Source organism: Spongiactinospora sp. TRM90649 (assembly GCF_029382225.1).
Lineage (GTDB): Bacteria > Actinomycetota > Actinomycetes > Streptosporangiales > Streptosporangiaceae > Spongiactinospora.
This window is the reverse complement of the sequence record NZ_JARLTC010000009.1, coordinates 17227-40898: the sequence shown is the minus strand read 5'-3', so window position 1 is coordinate 40898 and position 23672 is coordinate 17227. Positions and strand designations below refer to the sequence as shown.

Below are 23672 nucleotides of genomic sequence, written 5' to 3'. Positions count from 1 at the left end.
ACGATTCCGGGAAAGGTCTAGTGGGAGCGTTAGTAGCGCGGGCGAACATCGGGGAGATAGGTCTAGTAAAAACTTTGGTCAGAACGCCGGCCTTGTGACTAAAGGGTTTCCAGGACCTCGCGGAGCGCGCCGATCACCTTGTCCTGACGGTCCCGCGGCATCGACGGGTACATGGGCAGGGAGAAGATCTCCCCGGCCAGTCGTTCGGTGACCGGGAGCGAGCCGTCGGCGTAGCGAAGCCGCCTGAACCCGGTCATCGTGTGCACCGGCCAGGGGTAGCTGATGGTCAGGGTGATGTCGTAGGCCCTGAGCCGTTCGATGATGGTGTCGCGCTGCGGGTGGCGCACGACGTAGAGATAGTAGACGTGCTCGTTCCCGGCGGTCACCGACGGCAGGGTCAGGCCGGTGGCGTCGAGGATGTCGCCGAGCCCTTCGGCGTAGCGGCGGGCCACCGCGCGCCTGGCCTCGATGTAGGCGTCCAGCCGGGTGAGCTTGCGCCGCAGGATCTCCGCCTGTACCGCGTCCAGGCGGCAGTTGTGGCCGGGCGTCTCGACGACGTAGTAGACCTTCTCCATGCCGTAGTAGCGCAGCCGGCGAAGGCTGCCGTCGATGGCCTCGTCGGCGGTGACCACCGCACCGCCGTCGCCGTAGGCGCCCAGCACCTTGGTGGGATAGAAGGAGAACGCGGCGGCGTCGCCCATGGTGCCCGCCAGCCGTCCGTGCTGCCGGGCGCCGTGCGCCTGGGCGCAGTCCTCAAGTATGAGCAGGCCGTGGTCGGCGGCGAGCCGCCCCAACGCCGTCATGTCCACGCACTGGCCGTAGAGGTGTACGGGCAACACCGCCTTGGTCCGCGGAGTGATCACCTCGGCCACCCGGTCCACGCGCATGAGGCAGTCCTCCTCATGCACGTCGACGAAGACGGCCCTGGCGCCGACGGCGTCGATGGCCAGCACCGTCGGCGCCGCCGTGTTGGACACGGTGATCACCTCGTCGCCCGGTCCGACGCCCATCGCCTGCAGGGCCAGCTTGATCGCGTTGGTGCCGTTGTCCACCCCGACGCAGTGGGACATGCCGTGGTACGCGGCGAACTCGTCCTCGAACCCGTCGACGCTCTCGCCGAGTATGAGGTTGCCTGACCGGAAGACCTTCTCGATCGCGTCGAGCAGGTCAGCCCGCTCCTGGTGATACTCCGCCAGGTAGTCCCACACCCGAATCGCCATGTTCGCCTCCTAGGACTGGGTCTGGGAGCGGACCGCCCGGACACTCATGTAGTCGTTGTCTCGATCGAGGCGCAATGCCTGGCCGCTGAGATAGTCGACGCCGTCGGCGTAGCTGTAGGGCTGCATGAACCCGCCTGCCCGGACATCGCGGTAGAGGCGTGCCAGCGGGTGACCGGCCGAGTACGCCTGACCGCCGACCATCGACATGCTGTCGGTGACGACGCGCAGGGCCAGGTCGTTGACGGTCATCTTCGCCCATTGGAACGGCGTCATCATCCGTCGTCCCCGCTCGTCGAGGTCCATCGTGTACTTGTCATTGAGCTGGTCGGCGTTGAGCAGCGCGGCGGCGGTCGCCGTGCGCAGCGCGTACAGCCGGGCATCGGACTCGGCGATGGCGGAACGCACGCCCGCGGGGACGTCCGGACCACGCTTGGCGCAGTGCTCGACCGCGATGTCCCTGGCCGCCTGGGCGATTCCCGCGTAGATGCCGAGCATGGTGATCGAACTGATGGTTTGTCCGGCCAGCACCGCGTCCCGGCGTGATCCCACCGGACCTCGGTCGAGGACGTCGCTCTCCGGCACAGGGCAGTTGTCGAAATCGACTTCCAGGGTGCCGGAGGCCCGCATGCCGAGACCGTCCCAGTCCGGCAGTACGGTCAGCCCGCGGACGTCGCGGCTCAAGAGAGGGACGGTGAGTCTCGGCGCATCGTCACCGCCTTCGCGCCACAGCGCGTGCACGAAGAAGTGCGTGCCGATCGGTGCCATGCTGACCAGTGTCTTGCGGCCGGACAGCCGCCAGCCGCCCGAGTCGTCCCTGGTGAGCGTGGTCACCACACCAGGGGAATCCTTCAGCCCGGTGCAGACGGCCGCCTCGCCGGTGGCCATCGCCCGCAGCAACCGCTCCGCCAGCGCGGAAGCGTCGGGGGTTCCGTGGCGCCACTCGTAGGTCAGGGTCAGCGCCCGACTCAGTTGGACGTGCAGGGCCAGCGCCGTCGAGGCGTCGGCCTCGGCCAGGACGCGCAGCCCCACCGCCAGGTCGTACAGCCGGCTGACGCCTAGACCACCCAGTTCGGCGGGCACACTCGCGCCCATTAGGCCGACCTTGGCGAACCCGTGAAACGTGTCCACCGGGAAAGCGGCATTCTGGTCGTTCACGCGAGCCTCTGCCCGGATTTTGCTGGTGAAACCGGTCAGCAGGTCCACCATCATCTCGCCCTCAGACGAGATCGGTGTCCGAAGATCTGACGCGCCCAAATGCACAGTATTGCTTGATATCGCCTGTTTCATTCTCGGCTCTCCCGACGGCCGGCGCAAGTCCGTGGCCACATCCCCGCTCTTTCGATATGCAAAGCCAAGATATATGACCAAGAGTTATCGGTAAGGTGTCGAACGAGAGACGGCGAGGAAGTCTAGTCGAATCACTCGATCTCGCCTGACTTCAGTCGACGGGTATGGTGCGCACGCCGTCGGCGCCGCTACATTCGTCGCCCGCGGAGCCCGAGAGCCTGGTGCGGGATCCACAACGCTCCGCGCGGTGCGACGATTATCTCTGGGGTTTTCCCGGACTGTTTCGCCGTACAGTCGATTGAGCCCGGTCCATGCTGGCGAAAGGGGAGTTCATTTGACGACCGCGCCGGATCGATCTCGTGACCTCTACCGACAGATGCGCCTGATCCGGGAGGCGGCCAGATGGAAGGCGCGCCGCCTCGCCGTACCGGAACACCATTTGACCGACGCCATCCGCGCGGTGCAGAAGTAGAGAGGCGGGCAGATGGCATCGGGACGCCGGCGTGTGGCGACGATCACGGTGGGCACCAACGAGATCAAGTGGCTGCGGCGCTGCTTCGCATCGCTCGTCGACAACGACACCGAAGGCTTCGACCTGGACGTCCACTTCGTCGACAACGCCTCCACCGACGGGAGCGTCGACATGGTCGCGCGGGAGTTCCCGCAGGTGAAGATCACCCGTAATCCCGCCAACCTGGGGTTCACCGGGGCCAACAACGTGGGCATCCGCACCGCGCTCGCCGACGGGGCCGACTACATCTTCCTGGTCAACCCGGACACCTGGACCCCGCCGCGGTTGATTCATGCGATGGTCGAGTTCGCCGAGCGATGGCCGGAGTACGGGATCATCGGGCCGCTGCAGTACCGCTACGACGCCGAGTCGGCCGAACTGGCCGCGTTCAACCCCTGGACGAACATCGCGCTGTGGCTGGGTGAGCAGCACGCCTTCGCGGGCGACCGGCTGGATCACCCGTCCCCGGCGAGCAGCTTCGAGGGGCGCGCGCCGCGGACCCTTGAGCACGCTTATGTCCAGGGGTCGGCGCTGTTCGCGCGGGCGGCGATGTTACGTGAGATCGGCATACTCGACGAGGTCTTTCACACGTACTACGAGGAGGTGGACCTCTGCCGGCGTGCCAGGTGGGCGGGCTGGCGGGTGGCTCTGCTGCTCGACGAGGGCATACAGCACCACGGTGGCGGCGGTGCCACCACCCGTAGCGCCTACACCCGGGTGCACATGCGACGCAACCGCTACTATTACCTGCTCACCGACGTCGACTGGAGTCCGGTCAAGGCGGCCCGGCTGGCCACCCGCTGGCTCGTGGCGGACCTGCTCGGCAAGAGTGTGGTCGGCAGGATCGACCCGGCGACCGGCGCGCGGGAGACCGCGGCGGCGCTCATGTGGCTGGCGGGCCACGCATCGACGATCGTGGAGCGCCGGCGCAGCCACCGGGTGCTGCGCACGGGGCGCGGGGCGGCCTGATGACTCGGGCCCGCCTCCTCATCGCCGGCGACTTCCATCGGCGCGCCGGGTTCAGCCGGACCGTGCCGCCGCCGGGATACGGCCGAGCGTGCGGCGCACGTCCAGGACGGGCGTGACCGGCACGCTGGTCACGCCCATGTCATCCATGGTCGAGCTTCCGGGTCGGTGACCTCGACCGGAGCGCTCATGAACACCAGTACGTACGCGCGCCGTGGCCGGCCGGTCTGGTTCGGCCCGGCGTAGTGCGGAGTCCGGAAGTCATGCACCACCGCGCCCCCGGGCGCCAGCGGGCACGCGACCCCGGCCGCCGGGTCCACCTCGTCGGTCATCAGGCCGCGGATACGGTCGTCGTTGTCGATGTGGTGGTGGGGCAGCACGGGCCCGAGGTGGCCGCCGGGAAGGTAGTGCAGGCAGCCGCTCTCGACCGTGGCGTCGTCCAACGTCGTCCAGATGCTCAACCCACGACGGCTCCACCGCGGGTCCATGTACGCCTCGTCCTGGTGCCAGGGGGTCGGGGCGCCGTACCGGGGCGGTTTCAAAATGGAGTGTCCGTAGAACTCCAACTCGTTCTCGGGTATGGCCAGAAAGGCCGACGCGATCGCCCGGCACCGGGCGAAGTGCGCGCTTTCCAGTAATTCTGGCGCGTATTCCTCTGGCCGGACGATCTGCGGCAACAACGGCGACTCTTCGCGGTCGGCCTGGCCGGCGATGTCGTAGAAGTTCTCCGAGCCCGGAATCGCGCGCTGGACGAACAACCGATCGTAGACCTCCCGCAGCCACGCTACTTCGGACTCGTCCGCGACCTTGGGCAAGATCGCGAAGCCATTACGGCGGAACTCTTCCCGATTATGGTGGTCAATGGTGCTCACCACGCTCGTCTCGCTCAAATCCTCTCCCTTTCTAAGAATGGCTCCCGAGTGCCAGGGTACGCTCACCGGCTCACATCCGGCATCAGACCGGGATATAGATTAGGGAATTGCCTATAATGTCCCGACTGACCGCGTGAGCATAAGGTGACGGACACAGCTGAGCGGTCAGGACCAGGTACGGCCCGCGAGCACCTCGTAGTAGATCGTTTCGAACTGCTTGGCCACGACGACGTGATCCCACTGCTGCAGTGCTGCGCTCCGGACAGAGCTGGGGTCGGGCAGATCGGCCAACGCGGCACGAGCCTGATCGGGCGTGAACGACGAGCCTTCGGGGACGACGACCCCGACCGACGGCACGATCTCGGCCAGGCAGCCGTTGGAAGTGCCGACGACCGGGGTCCCACATGCGGCGGCCTCGGACACGACAGTCGACCCGGGCTCGCACCACACCACACCCCAGGGGCCCATCGTGCTCTGGGACAGCACCGTGATCGCACTCGCGCGGGAAAGCAGGTCGAGCCGCCGGTCGCCCCCCACCTCGCCGACGAGATCGACGGTGTCCCCGAAGTCGCGCTCGATCCGCCGGAGGTACTCCTCCTCCCAGGACGGTCCGGCCATGACCAGACGGCGCCCGGCGGCGGATGCGAATGCGGCGGCCTCGTAAGCGCCTTTCCACTCCGAGATGCGCCCCAGGTAGAGGAGGTAGTCGTCCTTGTCGGCCCGGAACCGGTAGCGCGCCTGGTTGACCGAGATGCGTACCACCGGCGCGCTGTCGTCTCCGGCTTGGGCGCGCTGGGCGTACGAGGCATACACGCAGTTGCGGGGGTAGGTCGGCCGCCCGGTCAGGTGATGGGTGGACAGGTACGCCATCCCCGCGGGGAGCCGGTCGGGGTCGATCTGCCCGCAGGAGAAGTCGTGCACGACGTCCACGCGCGACGCCTCCGGGCCGTTCAGCCAGGCGTGCATGTCCTCGATCTCGCCGGCGTCCACCACGGTGACCGCCGGCGAGGCAGGCGTGGTGCCCGGCGCGCCGAGCAGGAGTACCTCATGGCCGAGCTCCAGCAGGCCGTCCATCTGGTTGGCCACGATCCAGTGGATTCCCGCGTAACCCTGCGGCGGAACGGTGATCCACTGGCTTGGATCGGTCGGCAGCCGCAGCGCCATGGTCACCAGTACGACGCGCATCAGTCCCTCACTTCCCCATACTCCCGGTGCGGTGCGGGCAGATCGCGCATCGGGTCATGCCGCGGTCGCCACGCGGCATTCGCCTGTTCGGCGTTGCGGCCCTTCTCGATGAACGCGAGATTGTGGTACAGGTGGATTCCGGTCACGCTTTGGTCCGTGTACGACGGCTCATAGGGGCCGTCATGAAGGCGGTCACGATGGTGCAACCCGTCGACAAGCGTCTTCAGGAAACCGACCGACGTGGCGGGGTCGGCCAGGTCGGCGCCATTTCCCCCCCACTCGGGCCAGTAGGACGTGTGCAGGTCCTCCACCACGTACGTGCCGCCGGGGGACACATGCGGGAAAAGCGCGTTGAACGCGGTGATGACGTGACTGCTGACATGGCTGCCGTCGTCGACCACGATGTCGAACGGGCCGTACCGCGCCGCGAGGTCGGTGAGGAACGCCGGGTCGGCCTGATCCCCGCGAATCGTGGTGAGCCGCGGCTCGTCCAGCAGTGACTTGTCGTACACGTCGAGCCCGTACACCATGCTTCGGTGGAAGTAGTGCTTCCACATGCGCAGGGAGGAGCCGCCCGCGTTCGCTTCGTGGTAGCCGCCGATGCCGATCTCCAGCACGGTCACCGGCTGATCGCGGTACCTGTCCAGATGCCGCTCATAGTGGGGGGTGTACCAGTGCCCGCCCCATTTGTCCGAGCCGAAGCGCAAGGCCAGCGCGGTCAGATCCCCCCGGTACGGCCCGCACGCCTGCAGGACCTGGTACGCCGCTCGGGTCGCCTCGTCACGCTGAACCATCCACGGATCATCCGGTTTGTACTCGGCCGGGCCGGGCTCGTCTTTCATCACCACCTCGTGGCCGGCTCCGGCGCGCGGGTCACTCGGCCCGAACACGTCACGGACCAGCGCCCACAGGTCGTACCTGAGGCATACCCACGGGTCGTCGACCCGGCCAGGGCGCGCCTGCCGGCCGTCGGGACCGACGGTCAGCAGGTAGGGGATCTGCCCTGAGCCCGGCACGTCCACCTCGAACTGGACGGTCACCGGCGACCCGGGCCCCGGGTACAGGACCGTGCGGCCGGCCACTTCGGCGATGGTCGCGGCCACGACCGGCTCCGGATTCCCGGCCGCGAGCCGGACACCGGCGTCAGGGGCGTCCGCCAAGGCGAGCACCCGTTGGATGAGCTGGGCCTGCGGTCGGTCGTGGACTGGCATGCGCACCTCCGGGTTGCGATCGACTCATCCTCGATGCGGGCCATGACGATCCTCGCCATGAGCCATCGCAGGCCGGCTCACGCACCGGTCTCCTTCGCCGCCGTGGTGTCCCGCGCATCGACCGCCGCGTCCTCGGGTTTTCTGGCGACGAGCAGGATGTCCAGGTAGAAGGCGCTCTCCGGGCCCTCCCGGCGGCCGAGATCTCCGAATGCCCGGTCGAGGTAGGAATCCACCGCCCTGGGCAGGAGACGGTCCACCAGCCGGAGCGTTCGGAGAACCAGTCCGACCGGGCCACCGCCGGGCCAGCCGTGGTCGCGCCCGTACCAGCGGAGCAGGAGCAGCAGCCCACGCGGACCGCAGGTCAACTTCACCGTCCGGTCGACCGCGAACCCCGCCCGCTCGGCCTGCAGGGCCAAGCCGTCAGCCGTCCAGCGCCACAGATCCTGACCGCCGTGTTCCTCCCACACGCCGTGGGTGGACAACACCAGCCGGCCGCCGGGCCGCAGTAGCCGGAACGCCTCGCGCAGGTAGGCGTCCGCATCGGTGACATGCTCGAGGACCTGGGTGGACAGCACGCCGTCGAAGGTCCCGTCGGGAACAGGGCAGCTGCCATCTCGGTCGAGCGCGTGATCGGCGACGTAGGACTCACCGCCGGGGATGTCGGCCGTCTGCAGCTCGGCTGCCGCGAACAACTCACGGTACGGCGACGTGCCCGAGCCGTAGTCGAGCCAGACGCCGGAAGCATCGCGCAGCACCTCGGCGAGCGCGTCGCGCAGGTCGAGAAAGTGGGCGTAGGCCCAGTCTCCGCGGCGCGGCCGGGTCCGCTCGCGGAAGCGCTCGGCCATGACCTCGTCGAGCGAGGGCTCCGCCGCGATGGCCGACCGGCCCCCCAAGCGCGACTTGCCTACTGCGGACACCCAGCCCGGCAGGCTCACCACCGTCGGCGCTCCTCGTGCGGTATACGGATATGACACTCCGGGATAACCGTGTTGCCTGGTCGTGCCGCGGCACTCGGCTTCATGTTGTCCGACCTTTCTGTCGGCGAGCGGGCCACCGCGACGTCAAGGCTCAAGGGAGATCGCTGGATCGGCGAACTCGATGACGATGGTTCGGCGCCACCGATCGCTGGGGTTCGGGCCGGACCCGTGCACGAGCCGGACATCGTGTACCACGACGTCTCCCTCCTCGGAGGGCACCGGCACCCGTGGGCCGGCGTCCCGCACGTCCTCGGCGTTCACGTCGCCGGGCAGCAGGTGGGAGCCGGGCACGCCCTCCAGGCAACCGTTGGCGGGGCCCGCCGCGTCCAGGCAGATGCTTATGTTGCACACAGTGTGCGGAGCGAGGTGGGGACGGTCACGGTGCCACGGCACGCCGACCGCGCGCCGCGGTTCCTTGAGCACAAGGGCGAACGCCGTGGGAACGACCGGCTCTCCGATGAATTCGGCGGCGAGGTGGGCAAGTTCCGGCCGGTAAAGCAACTCGGCTTCTGGCCAGTCCTGCTTTTCCAGGTTGTGGATACGATAAAGCACCGGCGGTTCCCCGTCGACGTCGAAATGCCAGTAGTCATCGGACATATAACCCAGGTCGGTGAAACGTGAGATCAACCTCGCGGCGCCCGCCTTGAGCCGACTGACCACGTCCTCGCCGAGTATTGGTCCGACCCGAACGAAGCCGTCGACACGGAAACGGTTGATTCGTGCGGCGGGATCCCGTACCACCAAAGTCATGGTTACGCTCGTCCTTTCGGCTTGTCCGCCTTGACACTCGTAAATTTCGCTTCTACACGCACCTTGAGTTCGCAGGAATCGATGGTCTTCACATCCAGAGCCGAAATGCGACATCGGACATCCCATTGTCTGCCGGACCCTGACTCGGGGCTCGGCAGACAATCGCATTGCGACCGACCAGATCTGACCTTATCGAGTTGCGCCCGATAACTGACTAGTGTTTTCACCACAGGTGGTCGGCGCCAGCCGCTGCTTGACATGCCACACCCATTCCATCGGGCATACGGCGCGGACGACCGTGACTTCATCCACGCCGATACGACCTCCAGACCGGGCGGCGAGAGGTTACTACTGCGAGCTGAATTCGGACGGATCCGCGCTCTGCGCCCTTCAGGTGGGGACACTCCGCCTCAGCCCCGCTGACGGGACGCGCGTCTGGGCACTCGGCGAGGGCGCGGTCGCGTGGCTCGCGCTCGCGATGTCGCGCCTCGCCGCGGCCTTCGCCGCTCACGCCGAGGTGCTTGGCGAGGCCGCGATCGACATGACCGTCACCTCGCCGGGCCACGCCGTACAAGCGGCGCCGATCGAGGTGTGGAACCACGCCGATCGGACCTACGGCCCGGCGGGCGGGCGCCGGCTCGCGGACATCGCCCCGAGCCGATGCGCCGTCGACCTCACCACCTGCCTGTCCGCGGACCTCGCACGTACGGCACGACCGCTGGTGATGGGCCTGCTCCGCCAGTTCGACCTTTCCGAGTCGCGTCACATCGACCCGGCGGGCATCATCCAGCGCCGGCATTTCACCGGTCACGACGAGTCGATCCTCGCGTGGACTCAGGCGATCGGTGTGCCATCGGCGGCGTGACCCGGTTGCGGCTACAGTTTTCCTACCATTCGGTTCGGTAGCTGCATGTTCTCTTCCTGGATTTCACATCTGGCGCGTGAAAGGAGCGCGCGTGGCCGACTCCCTCTTCGACGAGCTCGACATCGCCATCGTGGACGCCCTACGATCCGCTCCGCGCGCGAGCTGGCGGGACCTCGCGCCTGTCCTGGAAGTGGATCCGGCGACCATCGGCCGACGCTGGGCGCACATGCAGTCCAAAGGAGACGCCTGGGTCACCGCCCACCTGGCGGGCAGCGCGACGCCCACGTGCGCCCTGGTGGAGATCGACACCGCGCCCGGGCGGTCCCGCGAGGTCGCGGCCGTTCTCGCCGCCGACCCTGAGGCGGCCACCGTCAAGCTGACCTCCGGCGCGCGGGACATCCTGGCCATGGCCCAGACCCCGGACCTCGACACGCTCTCCGGCTATCTCCTCGACCGTGTCGGACACATCCCGGGCGTCACGAACGTGCGCAGCCACCTCGCCACGCGGTCGGCCCTGCAGGCCAGCCGGTGGCGGGTGCCCGTGCTGAACCAGGAGCAGCGCCACCGGCTGCGCCCGGACGCCGGGCCACGCCCGGAGCACGCCGTCGCTCTGCAGGCCCCCGATCGCCGGATCGTGCACGCGCTGAACCTCGACGGCCGGATGTCCTTCGAACGGCTCGCCCAGCACGTCGGCCTCGGCCCCGTCGCGGTACGCCGCCGGTTGACACGCCTGGAGGAGGGCGGGCTCATCACCTTCCGTTGCGACACCTCACGCCACCTGTCAGGGCGCGCGGTCGCGGCCGTCTACTTCGGCTCGCTCGACGCCGACGACCTCGATGAGGCCAAGGAGCGTATCCAGACCTTCCCCGAGGTCCGCTCCTGCAGCGTCGTGGCCGGCCCGCACAACGTGATCATCGATGCGCTGCTGCGGTCGCCCGCCGAGGTGCACACCCTCGAACGGAGCCTGGGCCAGGTGCTCCCCGCGCTCCGCATCCAGGACCGGTCGGTGGTTCTGCTCACGATCAAACTGCTCGGCCGCGTCCTCGACGCGGAAGGAAGGGCGGTCCACTCCGTCCCCCTCGTGGCCGACCCGCGGATGAACATCACGGCTGGTCAACAGGAGTGAGCCCATCCGCCGCGCCGGTTTGCCGGTGGGGCGATCTAGCGTTCCGGCCATGACTTCAGCGACGCGGGCGTACCTATACGCCACGCCCCCGGACGTGTGCGTCGAGCGTCCGGTCCTCGTCGAGCAGGGGCTGCGGCCGGGCGGCGCGAGTCTTGGGCGCCTTGGCCGGAACGGCGAGCGCTCGGTCGGATCGCGGCGAGCCGCGCCGCTCGGGCGGTGGGGGCGATGTGCCCGGGGCGGGCTGGGCTGATCGCCTGTCTGGAGACGTGCCATGCCGAGCCGCGCATTCGCCGTCCGGCCAGGTCGGCTGGCGCTGTGGCTGGAAAGGAGAAACCACGACCGTGCGGGTGCGGCGTCACTCCGGTGCCGCTCGGGAGTAAGCGCAGGGCGCTGGGTGCCGTCCGTCCGGCCTCCGACAGTGGCATCGGCGCGTTCACCGGCGGATCCAGCAGGATTCGCAGCCGCCGATCGCACACCGTGCCGGACGGCCGGCCTCACGGAATACCTTCCAGACCGGCTCCGCGCACATCCTCACCCTAGTGATCGGCAGCGCTGGGTCTCATCAGGGCATGGGTGTCGGCACGCTGAGAGCGAGCGGTGTACAGACAACCTACGTAGTAGTATGTTGAGTCCAGGTCATGCAGAAATGAGTTCACATGCGCGAAGTCGTCATCGTTGATGCAGTCCGATCTCCTGTCGGAAAGCGCAACGGCGGGCTGGCCCACAAGCACTCGAACGAACTGCTCGGCGACGTGCTCGCCGGGCTGCTCGAGCGATGCGGCCTCACCGGCGCCGAGGTCGAGCACGTCGTCGGAGGGTGCGTCGTGCAACTCGGCATGCAGGCCGCGAACGTCGTGCGTAACGCGTGGCTCACCGCCGGCCTCCCGCTGGAGGTACCGGCGGTGACGGTGAACGCCCAATGCGGCTCGTCGCAGGAGGCTCATCTGATGGCGCAGGCCACTGTCGCGGGCGGCCTCGCCGATGTCACGATCGCCTGCGGCGTCGAGGTGATGAGCCGAATCCCCCTCGGCAGCAACATGCCTTCGGGCGGGCCGTACGGCAACCCTCGTGGCGGCAGGTACGCCGAGAACTACGAACCCACGATTCAGTTCGAGGCGGCCGACCGCATCGCCGAGCGCTGGCGGTTGAGCCGCGAGGCGCTCGACGAATTCGCGAAGAACTCCCAGGACCGGGCCGCACTCGCGTGGGAGCAGGACCGCTTCGGCAGCCAGATCGTCCCCATCGACGCCGGGGTCGCCGACGAGAACGGCGAGATGGTCGGAACGAAGACGATCACGCGCGATGAGGGCATTCGGTTGACGACACTCGAGGGCCTTGCCGGGCTGAGGGTCAACCAGCCCGACAGAGTGCCATCGAGCTTCCATACCGCCGGAAACTCGTCCCAGATCTCCGACGGAGCGAGTGCGGTGCTGCTGATGAGCCGAGAGAAGGCCGACCTTCTCGGACTCCGCCCGCGGGCGCGCGTCCTCGACTCGGTCCTGGTCGGCTCCGATCCCGTCCTCATGCTCACCGGGCCGATTCCGGCGACCGCGAAGATCCTGGCCCGGACCGGGCTCTCACTGTCCGACATCGACGTCGTCGAGATCAACGAGGCATTCGCCTCGGTCGCCTGCGCGTGGGCGAAGGAGTACGACGCGGACATGGACCGGGTGAACGTCAACGGTGGCGCGATCGCCCTCGGCCATCCGCTCGGCGCGACCGGGACCATCCTGATCACCAAGGCGCTGTACGAACTGGAGCGCACTGGTGGTCGCTACGGACTGGTCACGATGTGCTGTGGCGGTGGGCTCGGCACGGGAACGATCATCGAACGACTGCCCGAGTCCCCGTGACTCCCACTGATGCCTGGTCCTTCGATTCCTGCCTCACGAGGGACATGACGTTCCCGCGCAGCGCGCAGAACGTCCTCGACAGAGAAGAGACCTGATGATCGACGCTACGGCTCGGCCTTGGATGACCGGCGACGCGGCCGACCTTTTCGCGATGGCCACGGCCTTCTTCGACCGCGAGGTCCCGGCGAACAGGGAGAGGTGGGAGGCGCAGCGTCATGTCGACCGCGAATTCTGGCTCAAGTGCGGCGAGCTCGGCCTGCTGTGCGCGAGCATCCCCGTCGAGTACGGCGGTGGCGGCGGCAGTTTCCTGCACCAGGCGACGATCCAGGAAGCCTACGCGCGTCATGGTGACCGGTCTTGGGGCAACTCGATGCACAGCGGAGTCGTCGCCGACTACGTGTACGAGTACGGGACGGAAGAGCAGCGGCAGCGGTGGCTACCGAAGATGGCCAGCGGTGAACTCATCGGGGCACTGGCCATGACCGAACCGTCGGCCGGTTCCGACCTCAAGGCGATTCGCACCAAGGCGGTACGCACGAGCCGAGGGTGGCTCGTCAACGGGTCCAAGATCTTCATCACCAATGGCGGCAGCGCCGATCTCGTCGTCGTCGCATGCTCCACCGACCCGTCGAAAGGCGCGAAGGGAATCTCCCTGATCGTCGTCGAAACACAAGACGCCGCCGGCTTCACTCGCGGCCGACCCCTGGAGAAGATCGGTCAGCACGGTGCTGACACGAATGAACTCTTCTTCGACGACGTCCTCGTGCCAGAGGAGAACCTCCTCGGCGAGGAGGGCAACGGCTTCGCGATGATGATGCACAGGTTGCCGCAGGAACGCCTGATCGTCGGCGTCACCGCGGTCACCGCGATGGAATTGGCGCTTTCGGTCACCACGGATTACGTGAAGCATCGCGAGGCCTTCGGCGGTCCCTTGATCGACATGCAGCACATCCGCTTCGAGCTCGCCGAGTGCGCCACCCTCGCCAAGGTCGCCCGCGTCTTCCTCAACGAATGCATGGCCACCCACCTGTCGACCGGACTGGACCTCCCTACGTCGGCGATGTGCAAGTGGTGGCTCACCGACGTCCAGTGTCAGGTGATCGACAAATGCCTGCAGTTGCACGGCGGGTACGGCTACATGACCGAGTACACGATCGCCCGGCTGTACGCCGACGCCCGAGCGCAGCGTATCTACGGCGGCACCAACGAGATTCAGAAGGAATTGATCGCTCGCTCCCTCTGACTTCGTAGACGGTCCGAGGCATGCGATGTCGCGGGCCCTGCGGCGCCGTCCGGCAGGCGCGACCCAACACCGGCATCGACCGAAGGATTCCAGCATGACCACCTCCTCGACCGGCGTCCCCCGCCGCTTCGGCGGTATCGACTCCCTCCGCTCCCACGTCGGCGAGGAACTCGGTGTCAGCGAGTGGTTCGAGGTCGATCAGGACCGTGTCGATGCCTTCGCGGAGATCACTGAGGACCGGCAGTGGATCCACGTCGACCCCGCACGAGCAGCCTCTGGTCCCTACCGTGCGCCGATCGCGCACGGCTACCTGACGCTGTCCCTGATCCCCGTTCTGGGCAGCCGGATCTTCACCGTGGACGGTGTCCGGATGTCGATCAACTACGGCCTGAACAAGGTGCGCTTTCCGCAAGCGGTGACGGTCGGCTCCCGGATCCGGTCCCGTGCCACGCTGGTCAGCGTCGACGACACCGCCGCGGGCACCCAGGCCGTCATCCGCCACACGATCGAGATCGACGGCCAGGACAAGCCCGCCTGCATCGCCGAGACCGTTCGCCTCTTGGTGCCGCGAGGGGCGCCGGACCCGGGCCGTCCCGTGCCCGGGGGAGGGCGCGATCCGTCGAGCCGATGAGGTGGCGCGCAGACCCGACGCCGCTGGTCGCGGCACACGCCTGAGTCCGACGTGTGCTCAGTCCTTCACCAGACGCAATACCGACAATGACGAGGAGAATCGATGGGTCGCTACGACGGGCGGATCGCCGTCATCACCGGGGCAGCACGCGGTATCGGCTTCGGGGTCGCCGTCCGCCTCGCCGAGGAGGGCGCGTCGATCGCCGTGATCGACCTCGACGAGGCGGCGGCCGCCAAGGCCGCCGGCGTCTTGCCGGTGGTCGAGGGCGCGAAGGCCATCGACATCGCCATCGACATCACGAGGGGCGACGCGGTCGATGCGGCGATCACCCGGGTCGTCGAGGAACTCGGCGGTATCCATGTGCTGGTGAACAACGCCGGCTTCACTCGCGACAGTCTGCTGCACAAGATGACCGAGGACGACTGGGACCTGGTCATGGGCGTACACCTCAAGGGAGCGTTCCTGATGACCAAGGCGGCGCAGCGGCATTTCGTGGCGCAAAGGTACGGCAAGATCCTCAATCTCTCCAGCACCTCCGCGCTCGGCAGCCGCGGTCAAGTCAACTACTCGGCCGCGAAGATGGGCGTGCAAGGCTTCACCCGCACGCTCGGCATCGAACTCGGTCCGTTCGGCATCAACGTCAACGCGATCGCGCCGGGCTTCATCGCCACGGAGATGACCGACGCCGCCGCGCGCCGGCTCAAGCTGGACGTCGAGGAGTTCCGCCGGACCAGGGCCGAGGCGACCCCGGTCAGGCGGGTGGGGTCCCCCGAGGACGTCGCGGCCGCGGCGGCGTTCTTGTGCAGCGACGAGGCGTCGTACATCACCGGACAGACGCTGTACGTCGACGGCGGCTTCCGGCTTTGAGCGAAGCTCAGCCGACGCTCCAACTACCACCTACGCAGTAGTGTGCCTTTATTCAGGAGTCCGAAATGCACTTCGCTCTTTCGGAGGATCAACGAATCCTCCAGCAGACGATTGACGAGGTCAGTGCACAGCTGTTCGCGGATTCGCCGGTGGGGAACGCGCGAGCGGACGGAGGCGCGCTGCGCGCCGAACTGTGGTCGAAATTGGTCGAGCTCGACCTCGTCGGACTGCTGGTCCCCGAACACCAGGGTGGCGCGGGCGGCTCGTTGACCGATGCCTGCGTCGTGGCCGAGGCGCTCGGTCGCCGCATCGCGCCGGTGCCGTACGTCGGAACCGCCATCGCGGCGGCCGCCCTGCTCCGTTTCGCCGGTGGCCCGGGGGAGTCGCTCACGGGTCTCTGCCGCGGCGAGGCGTACTCGGTCCTCCTCGGCGGTCAGCTCGAAGATCCTGTCGCCACGGCGACGGTGGCGTTCGACTGGGTCGACGGTGCTCAAGGGGTTGCGCTCTCCCCGGACGGGCTCGCCACGGTGCATGATCTCGTCGACGTGGACCCGATCACGGACATCGATCCACTGCACCGCCTGTGCCGTGTCCGGCCCGTCCCTGCGGGCGAGGCCTCCGGTGAGGGGGCGCGCAGAGCACGAGCGGCGGCGTGGACCGGAGCCGCGGCGTTTCTGACGGGACTCGCCGACGGAGCACTGCGTCAGGCACTCGACTACGCACGTCAGCGCGAGCAGTACGACCGTCCGATCGGCTCGTTCCAGGCCGTGCAGCATCTCTGCGCTGACATGCTCTTCGAAGTCGAGACCTCCCGCTCGATCACCTACGGCGCCTCCTGGGCGGCGGAGCACGCCCCGATCGAAGAGGCGGAACGGGTGGCGTCGGCCGCGAAGTGCTACACCGGTGCGGCGGCGATCAGGGTCTGCGAGACCGGAATCCAAGTCCTCGGTGGGATCGGCGTGACCCAGGAGCATGACGCCCACCTCCGCCTGCGTAGTGCGCACCTGCACCACGCGGCATTCGGCAACCTGGACGCGCCACTGATGCTGCTGGCCGGCCGCGTCCTCGACAAGGCATGAGGGCAATCACACATGGACCTTCGCGACTCCCCAGAAGAAGCTCGTTTCCGGGCACGGCTGTGCGCTTGGCTCAAGGAGAACCTGCCGGCTGATCCGGAACCGACCGTACTCGCCGAGCGCTGGCCTTACATGCGTGAGTTCCAGCAGCGCCTGTACCGGAGCGGTTGGGTCGCCCTGTCGTATCCCAAGCAGGTCGGCGGTCAAGGCCTCGGACCGATGGAGGAGGCGATCCTCAGTGAGGAGCTCGGCAAGGCCAACGCTCCCAGCCTGCTTCCGCTCGGTCACCTCGGCCGGCCGTTGCTCAGCTACGGCACCGACGAGCAACGACGTCGCTACCTGCCGCCGCTGCTCGCCTCCGACGAGATCTGGTGCCAGGGATTCTCGGAGCCGCAGGCCGGCTCCGACCTCGCCTCGCTACGGACCCGTGCGGTTCGCAAGGGCGACGAATGGGTGCTCAACGGCCACAAGATCTGGACGAGCTACGCGGCGTTCGCCGACTTCTGCCTGCTGCTCGCCCGGACGGATCCAGACGCCGTCCGCCATCGTGGAATCTCGGCGTTCATCGTCCCGCTGAGCGCGCCAGGGGTGACCGTCCGCCCGATCGTGCTGGCCAATGGGGATGAGGAGTTCGCCGAGATCTTCCTGGACGACGTACGAATCCCGGAGGCGAACATTCTCGGCCGGCCGACCGACGGCTGGCGGATCGCCATGGACGTGGTCAACTACGAAAGGGGCGCCGTCGAAACGGGGTACCTGCCGAAGTTCGAGCGCTACCTTTCCGAACTCGCCGCGGTCGTCAAGGCGCGGACGCCGGCACCGGACAGAGCCGTCCTACGTGCGCTGGGCGAGACCGCCGCCGCGCTGGAGGTGCTACGGATGCACTGCCTGCGCACCTTGAGCGACCGCGTCTCGGGTGCGTCTCCCGGCCCGGAGAGCTCCATCGACAAGCTGCTCATGACCGCGGTGGAGCAGAAGCTGATGGCACTCAGCCTCAGCCTGCTGACCGACACCACCGCGCCTGGTCGCGCCGAGTGGTTCGACCGGTACCTCTACGGCCGCGCCGGCAGCATCTACGGCGGATCAGCCCAGATCCAGCGGAACATCCTCGCCGAGCGACTGCTGGGCCTGCCGCGAAGTCCCGGCTAGCTCGGCTAGCCCGGCTAGCCTGGTGAGGCCGGTGAGGCCGTGAGTGACGCGGTATCGGATGGGACGACTTCGAACGGCAGGCTGGCGACCGGGTTCAGGCGCCGAGTACACCCTGAACGGCGTACTCGGCGAGTACCGCCGCGGTCCGCTCTCGCTCAGCCGTTGAGTCCTGCGGCCCACCCGGGCGGAACCAGACGTGCATCCAGTTGATCGTGCCCAGCACGGCCTTGACGAGGATGTTCGCGTCGGTGTCGCGGAATACGCCGGCCTGGATTCCCTCCTCGACGACGGTGACGTAGTACGCCTCGAATTGCCGGCGCATCTTCATGATGCGGGCCATCTGCTCGTCTTTGTTGCGGCCTTCGCTGGCGAGGTTCATCTCGATCTGATATTGCGCGGGACCCATGTAGCTGGCCCTATTCATAAGGTGCATCGCGTGGTGGTGCACCATCTCGCGCAGTTTCTCCTCCGGGCCGAGATCCGCCCGCTCCGCGGTCGGCCCGACCGCCTCCAACGCCCACTCCAGCGCCTGCAGATGGATCCCGATGAATAGATCGCCCTTGGTCCGGAAGTAGTGGTAGATCCGACCCTTGGTGCAGCCGAGCACATCGGCCACATCATCGATCGAGGTGGCCGCGTACCCCCGTTCCGAGAATGCCGTTGCCGCCGCGTCCAGGATCTCTTGTGCGCTCGCATGCCGCTTCGAGTCCCGTTTTTGCGTACGTCCTTGGGCGATGGGCTGTCGCATGGGAACATACTACTCGGCCGAATGAAATGGCAGGACGCACACACCGAGTCGGCGACGGAATCGGGCCTGTTTCCCGAGACGAAAAAACCTACGTGGTAGTATGAGAAGGTCCGAGCGCCCATCCCCGGACCTGGTGACACACGGCTGAAACGACACAGGTAAGGGGCGACTCGATGCACGCGGCCGATCCGCACACCACGGCAGGTACCCGGGGCGCGCAGCCCGCCGGCGCGCCGGGAGCCGGTCACGTCGACCCTGAAGGCGGAGTCGGTGCACTCCTCCAGCTTGAGCGGCTCGAGTCGTTGATCTTCCGCGGCCCGACTCACGCAGGCGAACGGATCCGGCTGTATGGCGGCGAAGTCGCGGCCCAAGCCATGCTGGCGGCCGGTCGAACGGTGCCGCCGGGGCGGGCGCTCAACTCGCTCGGTGTGTACTTTCTTCTCCCTGGCGACTCCACGGTGCCCGTCATCTACAAGGTCGGGGTGGCGCGGGACGGGGGTACCTTCAGTACCAGGACGGTGGAAGGGCGCCAGTCGGGCAGGCCGATCCTGTGGGCCACCGCTTCGTTCCAGAGTCCGGAGCGTGGGCTCAGTCATCAAGTGCCCCCTTCTCCGGCGCGGATGCCCGAGACGCTGCCCTCGGCGGAGAACGCCCTGGCGGACGACCCGCCGATGTTGGCCTGGCTCTCCGAGGTGACCAGCCGGCTGCCGGTCGAAATCCGGTTCCCCGACGGGTCGCTTCACCGTCCGAGCGAGAGCGGGCACATCGCCGCGCTGCGCGTGTGGTTGCGCACCCGGCACAAGCTCGCGGACTCGCCGGAGATTCACGCCGCGGGCCTGGTCTACCTCTCCGACCTGCTCATGCTCGCGGCGAGTCTGCAGCCGCATCCGCACCGCATCGCCGATGGGAACGTGTGGTTCGCCACGATCGGCCACTCCGTCATCCTGCACGCACCGGCTCGCGCCGACGACTGGCTGCTCTACGAAGTCGAGAGCGACTGGGCGGGTGCCGGGCGTTGCCTGACGCGCGGCCGGCTGTTCGACAGGGCCGGGCGGTTGTGCGCCAGTACGACCCAGGAAGCCGTCCTTCGCGTCAGCGAAGCGGAGTGAGTCGGCGTGAGGCCGTTTGAGTCGGCGTAGGCCGGCGTGAGGGGGCGGGCGGGCGACGGAGGACGCCGGATCGTTGACGGGGTACAACCTACTAAGTAGCATGTTTTTGAGGGTGACGTACACCACTCCACTGAAGTGCGGAACGCACCGAGTTCAAGGCCCACGCCCGCCCGGGTCAGATGTGTGGGTGGAACGTCGCGGAAACACGTCCCGGGCGGAGATAGCGCGACGAGCCGAAAAGAGATGCAATGCAAACAAAGCTCAGTGTCCCCGTTGCCACGCTCGCCGCTGGCATGCTCTGCCTCGTGTTGGCCGCTTGTGGCAGCGGCGACGGGAGGAACGCCGAAGCGGTCAACGGCACCGTTTCATCCTCCGCGAAGACCGTGATCGCTGATGCGCGGGCGGCGTACGCCGAGTACACCAAGCGGCAGCCCGCGGCCCCGGTCCCGGCACTCCCGTCGCGGGCGCCCAGCGGCAAGCGGTTGGTGGTCATCACGTGCTCGATTCCGGTGTGCGTCACCCTCTCAGAAGGCGCCGAGGAGGCGGCGCGCAAGCTGGGCTGGACGGTCACGACGTTGCAGTCCAACAGCACGCCGCAGGGCTTCGTCTCGGTGATGGACCAGGTCGCCGCGGACCCGCCGGACGCCCTCGCCTACATCTCGGCCGTGCCGGACTCCTCGATCCGGTCGCAGCTGGCCAAGCTCCAGGCCGCCGGCACGAAGATCACGTCGATCTCCCCGCTCGGTGACGCCCTGACGCCGAACGGTCCGGTCGAGGCGGTCGTGTTCGGGCAGAAGGACGCCGCGCTGACCGGGACGTTGATGGGCCAGGCGGTGGTGGCGGAGGCGAACGGCCCGGCGAAGTCGGTGTTCGTCTGGGACCCCTCCTTCGTCGGTTCCTGGGGGCCGATCAAGGACGCCTACAAGAAGGTGCTGGAGGGGGCCGGGGGCTCGGCCGACATCCTGGAAGTCTCGAACGCCAACATCGGCAAGACGGTTCCGAGCCAGATCGTCAGCCATCTCCAAGCCAACCCGGACACCGAGTACGTCGCCCTGGCGGTCGTCGACTACACCGCAGGGCTGGACGCGGCCCTTCGGTCCGCGGGACTGGCCGGCAAGGTCAAGATCCTCAGCCGCGCCGCCGACGCGGCCTCCCTCAAGGCGATCCAGTCCGGCACCCAGTGGGCCTCGATCGGGCTGGAGCTCGGCGCCGCCGGCTACCGCGCCGTCGACCAGTTGATCCGGCTGATGATGGATGTGCCGCTGGGCGATCGGGCCGACGCCCCCGGATGGCAGCAGATCTACATCAACAGCAACGTGACCCAGACCAGCGAAAATCCCGAGCCGCCGGACTACGCGCAGACGTACTACGCGGCTTGGCACGTGGGATGAGCGCGGCCAGTTCCCCGGCGCCGCCCGTCGTCCTGAGCATCGGCTCGCTCTCCAAGACCTTTCCCGCCCAGAAGGCGCTGGACGACGTCGACCTGGAGTTGCGGGCGGGAGAGGTGCACTGCCTGCTGGGGCAGAACGGTTCCGGGAAGTCGACGCTGATCAAGATCCTCGCAGGCTATCACTCGGCGGATCCCGGGGCGACGGTCACCCTGAACGGGGCTCCGATGACGCTCGGCGGCACCGCGACGCCCGAGCGGGCGGTGGCCTTCATCCACCAGGATCTCGGGCTGGTGGCCGAACTGGACGCCGTGGACAATCTGGCGCTGGGCAATCGGTACGCCGGTCGCTGGTGGTTGTCCGGCCGCCGCGAACGCCGCGCGGCGGCCCGGCTGCTGTCCGAGTTCGAGGTGGACCTCGACCCCGGCCGCCCGCTGGCCGCGGCCACGCCGGGGCAACAGACGATGGTGGCCATCGTGCGGGCGGTGGCGGCGACCGACGGAGCACCGGCCCTGCTGGTGCTGGACGAGCCCACCGCGTCGTTGCCGCAGCACCAGGTCGACCAGTTGTTCGACCTGGTGCGCAAGCTCCGCGACCGTGGTGCGGCGATCCTTTACGTGACACATCGCCTCCGCGAGGTGTTCCAGATCGGTGACCGGGTCACGGTGCTCCGGGACGGACGGCGGATCACGACTCGGCCGGTCGACACCGTCGATGACGCCGACGAGCTCGTCCGACTGATCATCGGCCGGAAGCCGACCGAGTTCTCCCCGCCTCTGCCGGCATCGAACTCGGAGGTGTTGCTGAGCGCGTCCGGCGTGGCCGGTGACCAGGTGGCCGACTTCTCACTGGAGGTTCGAGCCGGTGAGATCGTCGGCGTCAGTGGTCTGATCGGCTCCGGGTACGACCAGGCGCTCGGGCTGACCTTCGGCGCGCGCCGCCGTAGCGGTGGAGAAGTGCGGCTCGGGGGTCGCGCCGTGCCGGCCGACCGGCCTGACAAGGCGATCAACGCCGGGCTGGCCTACGCGCCGGCCGACCGAAAGCGGCTCTCCACGATCCCCGCGTGGACCGTGCGGGAGAACCTCACCCTGCCTCGTCTTCCGGCCGTCGGACCCGCTCGCTGGCTCGGCCAACGGTTCGAGCGACGTGAGGCCCGTCCGTGGATCGAGCGCCTGGACGTGGTTCCGGCAGATCCCGACCGTCAACTGGCCCTGCTGAGCGGCGGCAATCAGCAGAAGGTGGTACTGGCGCGCTGGTTGCGGGTCGATGCCCGGGTTCTTCTTCTGGACGAGCCCACCAGCGGAGTCGACGCCGGCGCGAAGGCGTCGATCTATGACGCGCTGGCCGACATCGCCGCCCAAGGGCGGGCGGTGGTGCTGTCGTCATCTGACGCCGAAGAGCTGTGCGCCGTCTGTGACCGGGTGCTCATCATGCGCCACGGCGCTGTCCGCGCCGTGCTGGAAAAGGGCGATCTATCGGTCGCGCGAATCGTGAGTGAGACGATCCGCGACTCCGCCGACGATCCCCAGGAGGGGTGGCACTCATGACCTTCGACTCCCGTACCATCACCACCGAGTCGAGTCCGCGGCCTGACCGCGGCGGCGACGGAAGGTCGCGAGCGACCCGGCTCCTGCGATTGGTCACCGGCCGGGTGCAGGTGCCCCGGTACAGCGGATTGCTACTGTGCGTGGCGTTGATCGTCTTCTTCTCCATCCAGTTGCCGGAGACGTTCCCAACGAAGGCGACGTTCACCAGCATCGCCGGTGACCAGGCCGTCACGATGGTTCTCGCGCTGGGGCTGCTGGTGACCCTGGCGGTCGGCCAGTTCGACCTGTCGGCGGCCCAGAATCTCGGTATGAGCGCCATGATCTGTAGCGTTCTGATGGTCCACCACAACGTGAATCCCGGCATGGCCGTGCTGGTGACGCTGCTGGTCGGACTCCTCGTCGGGGTGGTCAACGCGATCTTCGTGGCGGTGATCGGCATCGACAGTCTGATCGCCACGCTGGGCACGAGTTCGGTGCTGCTCGCGGTCACCGGACAGGTCTCCAACTACCAGTTCGTCGGCCCGGTGCCCAGCGGGTTCCAGGAGTTCTCGAACCACGAGATCTTCGGGCTCCCCATTGTCGTCCTGTACGCCGTCCTGCTCTGCCTCATCGCGTGGTACGTCCTTGAGCACACGCCCGTCGGACGCCGTGCGTTCGCGGTGGGGGCGAACCCGGACGCATCCCGGCTGGCCGGTGTCCGGACCGGCTGGTACATCGCGGGCTCGTTCGTGGTGACCTCCCTGTTCGCCGCGATGGCCGGAGTGCTCGTCACCGCGAAGATCGGTAACGTGGCTCCCACGCTTGGCCCGGCCTATCTGCTGCCGAGCTTCGCCGCCTGCTTCCTGGGCACGACCCAGCTCAAGCCTGGTCGGTTCAACGTCGGAGGTACCGTCATCGCGCTGGTGCTGCTCGCCATCGGTGTGAAGGGTCTGCAGCTCAGCGGCAACCAGTTGTGGGTGACGGATCTGTTCAGCGGTGTCGCGCTGCTCGCCGCGGTGAGCGCCGCGGTCCTGAGCGCCAAGCGCCGCCCCAGGCGCAAGCAGAGGGAGCAGGCGAGCCGGGCAGAGGGTGCGCGGGCGCACTGACGAACG

At 67.8% G+C, this 23672-nt stretch carries 21 protein-coding genes; 13 read left to right on the top strand and 8 right to left on the bottom strand.

All coding sequences use genetic code 11. From position 1 onward, the window contains the following. Positions 1 to 98: 98 nt before the first annotated feature. Positions 99 to 1220: a DegT/DnrJ/EryC1/StrS family aminotransferase gene (locus P3X83_RS12710; RefSeq protein ID WP_277305207.1), complete on the bottom strand. Its 1122-nt coding sequence runs from the start codon at positions 1218 to 1220 to the stop codon at positions 99 to 101. A 9-nt stretch (positions 1221 to 1229) separates the two neighbouring features. Continuing rightward, entirely contained in the window at positions 1230 to 2426 is a 1197-nt protein-coding gene (locus P3X83_RS12705) for an acyl-CoA dehydrogenase family protein (protein WP_277305206.1), read from the bottom strand. Between the two features lie 586 nt (positions 2427 to 3012). On the opposite strand from P3X83_RS12705, the gene P3X83_RS12700 reads away from it, so the two are divergent. Continuing rightward, entirely contained in the window at positions 3013 to 3987 is a 975-nt protein-coding gene (locus P3X83_RS12700; protein WP_277305205.1) for a glycosyltransferase family 2 protein, read from the top strand. Between the two features lie 128 nt (positions 3988 to 4115). On the opposite strand, the gene P3X83_RS12695 is transcribed toward P3X83_RS12700, so the two are convergent. The 5 genes from P3X83_RS12695 to P3X83_RS12675 all read right to left on the bottom strand — a co-directional run bounded on the left by P3X83_RS12695 (position 4116) and on the right by P3X83_RS12675 (position 8979). After that, complete coding sequence (locus tag P3X83_RS12695) at positions 4116 to 4874, bottom strand: phytanoyl-CoA dioxygenase family protein (protein ID WP_277305204.1); 759 nt, start codon at positions 4872 to 4874, stop codon at positions 4116 to 4118. Positions 4875 to 5021: 147 nt separating this feature from the next. Further along, positions 5022 to 6041, bottom strand: coding sequence for a glycosyltransferase (locus P3X83_RS12690; protein WP_277305203.1), 1020 nt, complete (start codon positions 6039 to 6041; stop codon positions 5022 to 5024). Further along, a complete protein-coding gene (locus P3X83_RS12685) occupies positions 6041 to 7252 on the bottom strand; it encodes a class I SAM-dependent methyltransferase (RefSeq protein ID WP_277305202.1) in 1212 nt (403 codons plus the stop codon). Before P3X83_RS12685 ends, P3X83_RS12690 begins: the two co-directional genes overlap by 1 nt. A 77-nt stretch (positions 7253 to 7329) precedes the next feature. Beyond that, positions 7330 to 8190 carry a class I SAM-dependent methyltransferase gene (locus P3X83_RS12680; RefSeq protein ID WP_277305201.1) on the bottom strand — a complete coding sequence of 287 codons (861 nt, stop codon included), beginning with the start codon at positions 8188 to 8190 and terminating at the stop codon, positions 7330 to 7332. 123 nt (positions 8191 to 8313) lie between these two features. Then, the gene (locus P3X83_RS12675) at positions 8314 to 8979 is read right to left on the bottom strand and encodes a phytanoyl-CoA dioxygenase family protein (RefSeq protein ID WP_277305200.1); all 666 of its coding nucleotides are present in this window, start codon (positions 8977 to 8979) and stop codon (positions 8314 to 8316) included. A 394-nt stretch (positions 8980 to 9373) separates the two neighbouring features. On the opposite strand from P3X83_RS12675, the gene P3X83_RS12670 reads away from it, so the two are divergent. The 8 genes from P3X83_RS12670 to P3X83_RS12635 all read left to right on the top strand — a co-directional run bounded on the left by P3X83_RS12670 (position 9374) and on the right by P3X83_RS12635 (position 17789). Further along, the gene (locus P3X83_RS12670) at positions 9374 to 9844 is read left to right on the top strand and encodes a hypothetical protein (RefSeq protein ID WP_277305199.1); all 471 of its coding nucleotides are present in this window, start codon (positions 9374 to 9376) and stop codon (positions 9842 to 9844) included. Positions 9845 to 9935: 91 nt separating this feature from the next. Then, a complete protein-coding gene (locus P3X83_RS12665) occupies positions 9936 to 10970 on the top strand; it encodes an Lrp/AsnC family transcriptional regulator (RefSeq protein ID WP_277305198.1) in 1035 nt (344 codons plus the stop codon). 656 nt (positions 10971 to 11626) lie between these two features. Continuing rightward, positions 11627 to 12823, top strand: a complete 1197-nt coding sequence (locus P3X83_RS12660; protein ID WP_277305197.1) for an acetyl-CoA C-acyltransferase — start codon at positions 11627 to 11629, stop codon at positions 12821 to 12823. A gap of 94 nt (positions 12824 to 12917) precedes the next feature. Next, a complete protein-coding gene (locus P3X83_RS12655; protein ID WP_277305196.1) occupies positions 12918 to 14066 on the top strand; it encodes an acyl-CoA dehydrogenase family protein in 1149 nt (382 codons plus the stop codon). Between the two features lie 94 nt (positions 14067 to 14160). Continuing rightward, a complete protein-coding gene (locus P3X83_RS12650) occupies positions 14161 to 14697 on the top strand; it encodes a MaoC family dehydratase (protein WP_277305195.1) in 537 nt (178 codons plus the stop codon). Between the two features lie 102 nt (positions 14698 to 14799). Next, the gene (locus tag P3X83_RS12645) at positions 14800 to 15564 is read left to right on the top strand and encodes a glucose 1-dehydrogenase (protein WP_277305194.1); all 765 of its coding nucleotides are present in this window, start codon (positions 14800 to 14802) and stop codon (positions 15562 to 15564) included. Positions 15565 to 15629: 65 nt separating this feature from the next. After that, entirely contained in the window at positions 15630 to 16643 is a 1014-nt protein-coding gene (locus P3X83_RS12640; RefSeq protein WP_277305193.1) for an acyl-CoA dehydrogenase family protein, read from the top strand. Positions 16644 to 16655: 12 nt separating this feature from the next. Continuing rightward, on the top strand, positions 16656 to 17789 hold the full coding sequence (locus tag P3X83_RS12635) for an acyl-CoA dehydrogenase family protein (RefSeq protein ID WP_277305192.1): 1134 nt from the start codon (positions 16656 to 16658) through the stop codon (positions 17787 to 17789). Positions 17790 to 17883: 94 nt separating this feature from the next. On the opposite strand, the gene P3X83_RS12630 is transcribed toward P3X83_RS12635, so the two are convergent. Next, positions 17884 to 18537 carry a TetR/AcrR family transcriptional regulator gene (locus tag P3X83_RS12630; protein WP_277305191.1) on the bottom strand — a complete coding sequence of 218 codons (654 nt, stop codon included), beginning with the start codon at positions 18535 to 18537 and terminating at the stop codon, positions 17884 to 17886. Positions 18538 to 18710: 173 nt separating this feature from the next. Between P3X83_RS12630 and P3X83_RS12625 the strand changes: the two genes are divergently transcribed. The 4 genes from P3X83_RS12625 to P3X83_RS12610 all read left to right on the top strand — a co-directional run bounded on the left by P3X83_RS12625 (position 18711) and on the right by P3X83_RS12610 (position 23666). Beyond that, entirely contained in the window at positions 18711 to 19646 is a 936-nt protein-coding gene (locus P3X83_RS12625) for an acyl-CoA thioesterase domain-containing protein (protein ID WP_277305190.1), read from the top strand. A 383-nt stretch (positions 19647 to 20029) separates the two neighbouring features. Beyond that, entirely contained in the window at positions 20030 to 21037 is a 1008-nt protein-coding gene (locus P3X83_RS12620) for a substrate-binding domain-containing protein (protein WP_277305189.1), read from the top strand. Next, positions 21034 to 22581 carry a sugar ABC transporter ATP-binding protein gene (locus P3X83_RS12615; RefSeq protein ID WP_277305188.1) on the top strand — a complete coding sequence of 516 codons (1548 nt, stop codon included), beginning with the start codon at positions 21034 to 21036 and terminating at the stop codon, positions 22579 to 22581. The genes P3X83_RS12620 and P3X83_RS12615 overlap by 4 nt, the downstream gene beginning before the upstream one ends. After that, complete coding sequence (locus tag P3X83_RS12610; RefSeq protein ID WP_277305187.1) at positions 22578 to 23666, top strand: ABC transporter permease; 1089 nt, start codon at positions 22578 to 22580, stop codon at positions 23664 to 23666. The genes P3X83_RS12615 and P3X83_RS12610 overlap by 4 nt, the downstream gene beginning before the upstream one ends. The last annotated feature ends 6 nt before the right edge of the window (positions 23667 to 23672 follow it).

What these genes read in the sequence shown, in the direction of transcription:
- P3X83_RS12610 (WP_277305187.1), top strand. Translation starts at nt 22,578, where the DNA reads ATGACCTTCGACTCCCGTACCATCACCACCGAGTCGAGTCCGCGGCCT.
- P3X83_RS12630 (WP_277305191.1), bottom strand. Translation starts at nt 18,537, where the DNA reads ATGCGACAGCCCATCGCCCAAGGACGTACGCAAAAACGGGACTCGAAG.
- P3X83_RS12655 (WP_277305196.1), top strand. Translation starts at nt 12,918, where the DNA reads ATGATCGACGCTACGGCTCGGCCTTGGATGACCGGCGACGCGGCCGAC.
- P3X83_RS12645 (WP_277305194.1), top strand. Translation starts at nt 14,800, where the DNA reads ATGGGTCGCTACGACGGGCGGATCGCCGTCATCACCGGGGCAGCACGC.
- P3X83_RS12660 (WP_277305197.1), top strand. Translation starts at nt 11,627, where the DNA reads ATGCGCGAAGTCGTCATCGTTGATGCAGTCCGATCTCCTGTCGGAAAG.
- P3X83_RS12690 (WP_277305203.1), bottom strand. Translation starts at nt 6,041, where the DNA reads ATGCGCGTCGTACTGGTGACCATGGCGCTGCGGCTGCCGACCGATCCA.
- P3X83_RS12640 (WP_277305193.1), top strand. Translation starts at nt 15,630, where the DNA reads ATGCACTTCGCTCTTTCGGAGGATCAACGAATCCTCCAGCAGACGATT.
- P3X83_RS12625 (WP_277305190.1), top strand. Translation starts at nt 18,711, where the DNA reads ATGCACGCGGCCGATCCGCACACCACGGCAGGTACCCGGGGCGCGCAG.
- P3X83_RS12650 (WP_277305195.1), top strand. Translation starts at nt 14,161, where the DNA reads ATGACCACCTCCTCGACCGGCGTCCCCCGCCGCTTCGGCGGTATCGAC.
- P3X83_RS12635 (WP_277305192.1), top strand. Translation starts at nt 16,656, where the DNA reads ATGGACCTTCGCGACTCCCCAGAAGAAGCTCGTTTCCGGGCACGGCTG.
- P3X83_RS12705 (WP_277305206.1), bottom strand. Translation starts at nt 2,426, where the DNA reads ATGGTGGACCTGCTGACCGGTTTCACCAGCAAAATCCGGGCAGAGGCT.
- P3X83_RS12685 (WP_277305202.1), bottom strand. Translation starts at nt 7,252, where the DNA reads ATGCCAGTCCACGACCGACCGCAGGCCCAGCTCATCCAACGGGTGCTC.
- P3X83_RS12710 (WP_277305207.1), bottom strand. Translation starts at nt 1,220, where the DNA reads ATGGCGATTCGGGTGTGGGACTACCTGGCGGAGTATCACCAGGAGCGG.
- P3X83_RS12615 (WP_277305188.1), top strand. Translation starts at nt 21,034, where the DNA reads ATGAGCGCGGCCAGTTCCCCGGCGCCGCCCGTCGTCCTGAGCATCGGC.
- P3X83_RS12675 (WP_277305200.1), bottom strand. Translation starts at nt 8,979, where the DNA reads ATGACTTTGGTGGTACGGGATCCCGCCGCACGAATCAACCGTTTCCGT.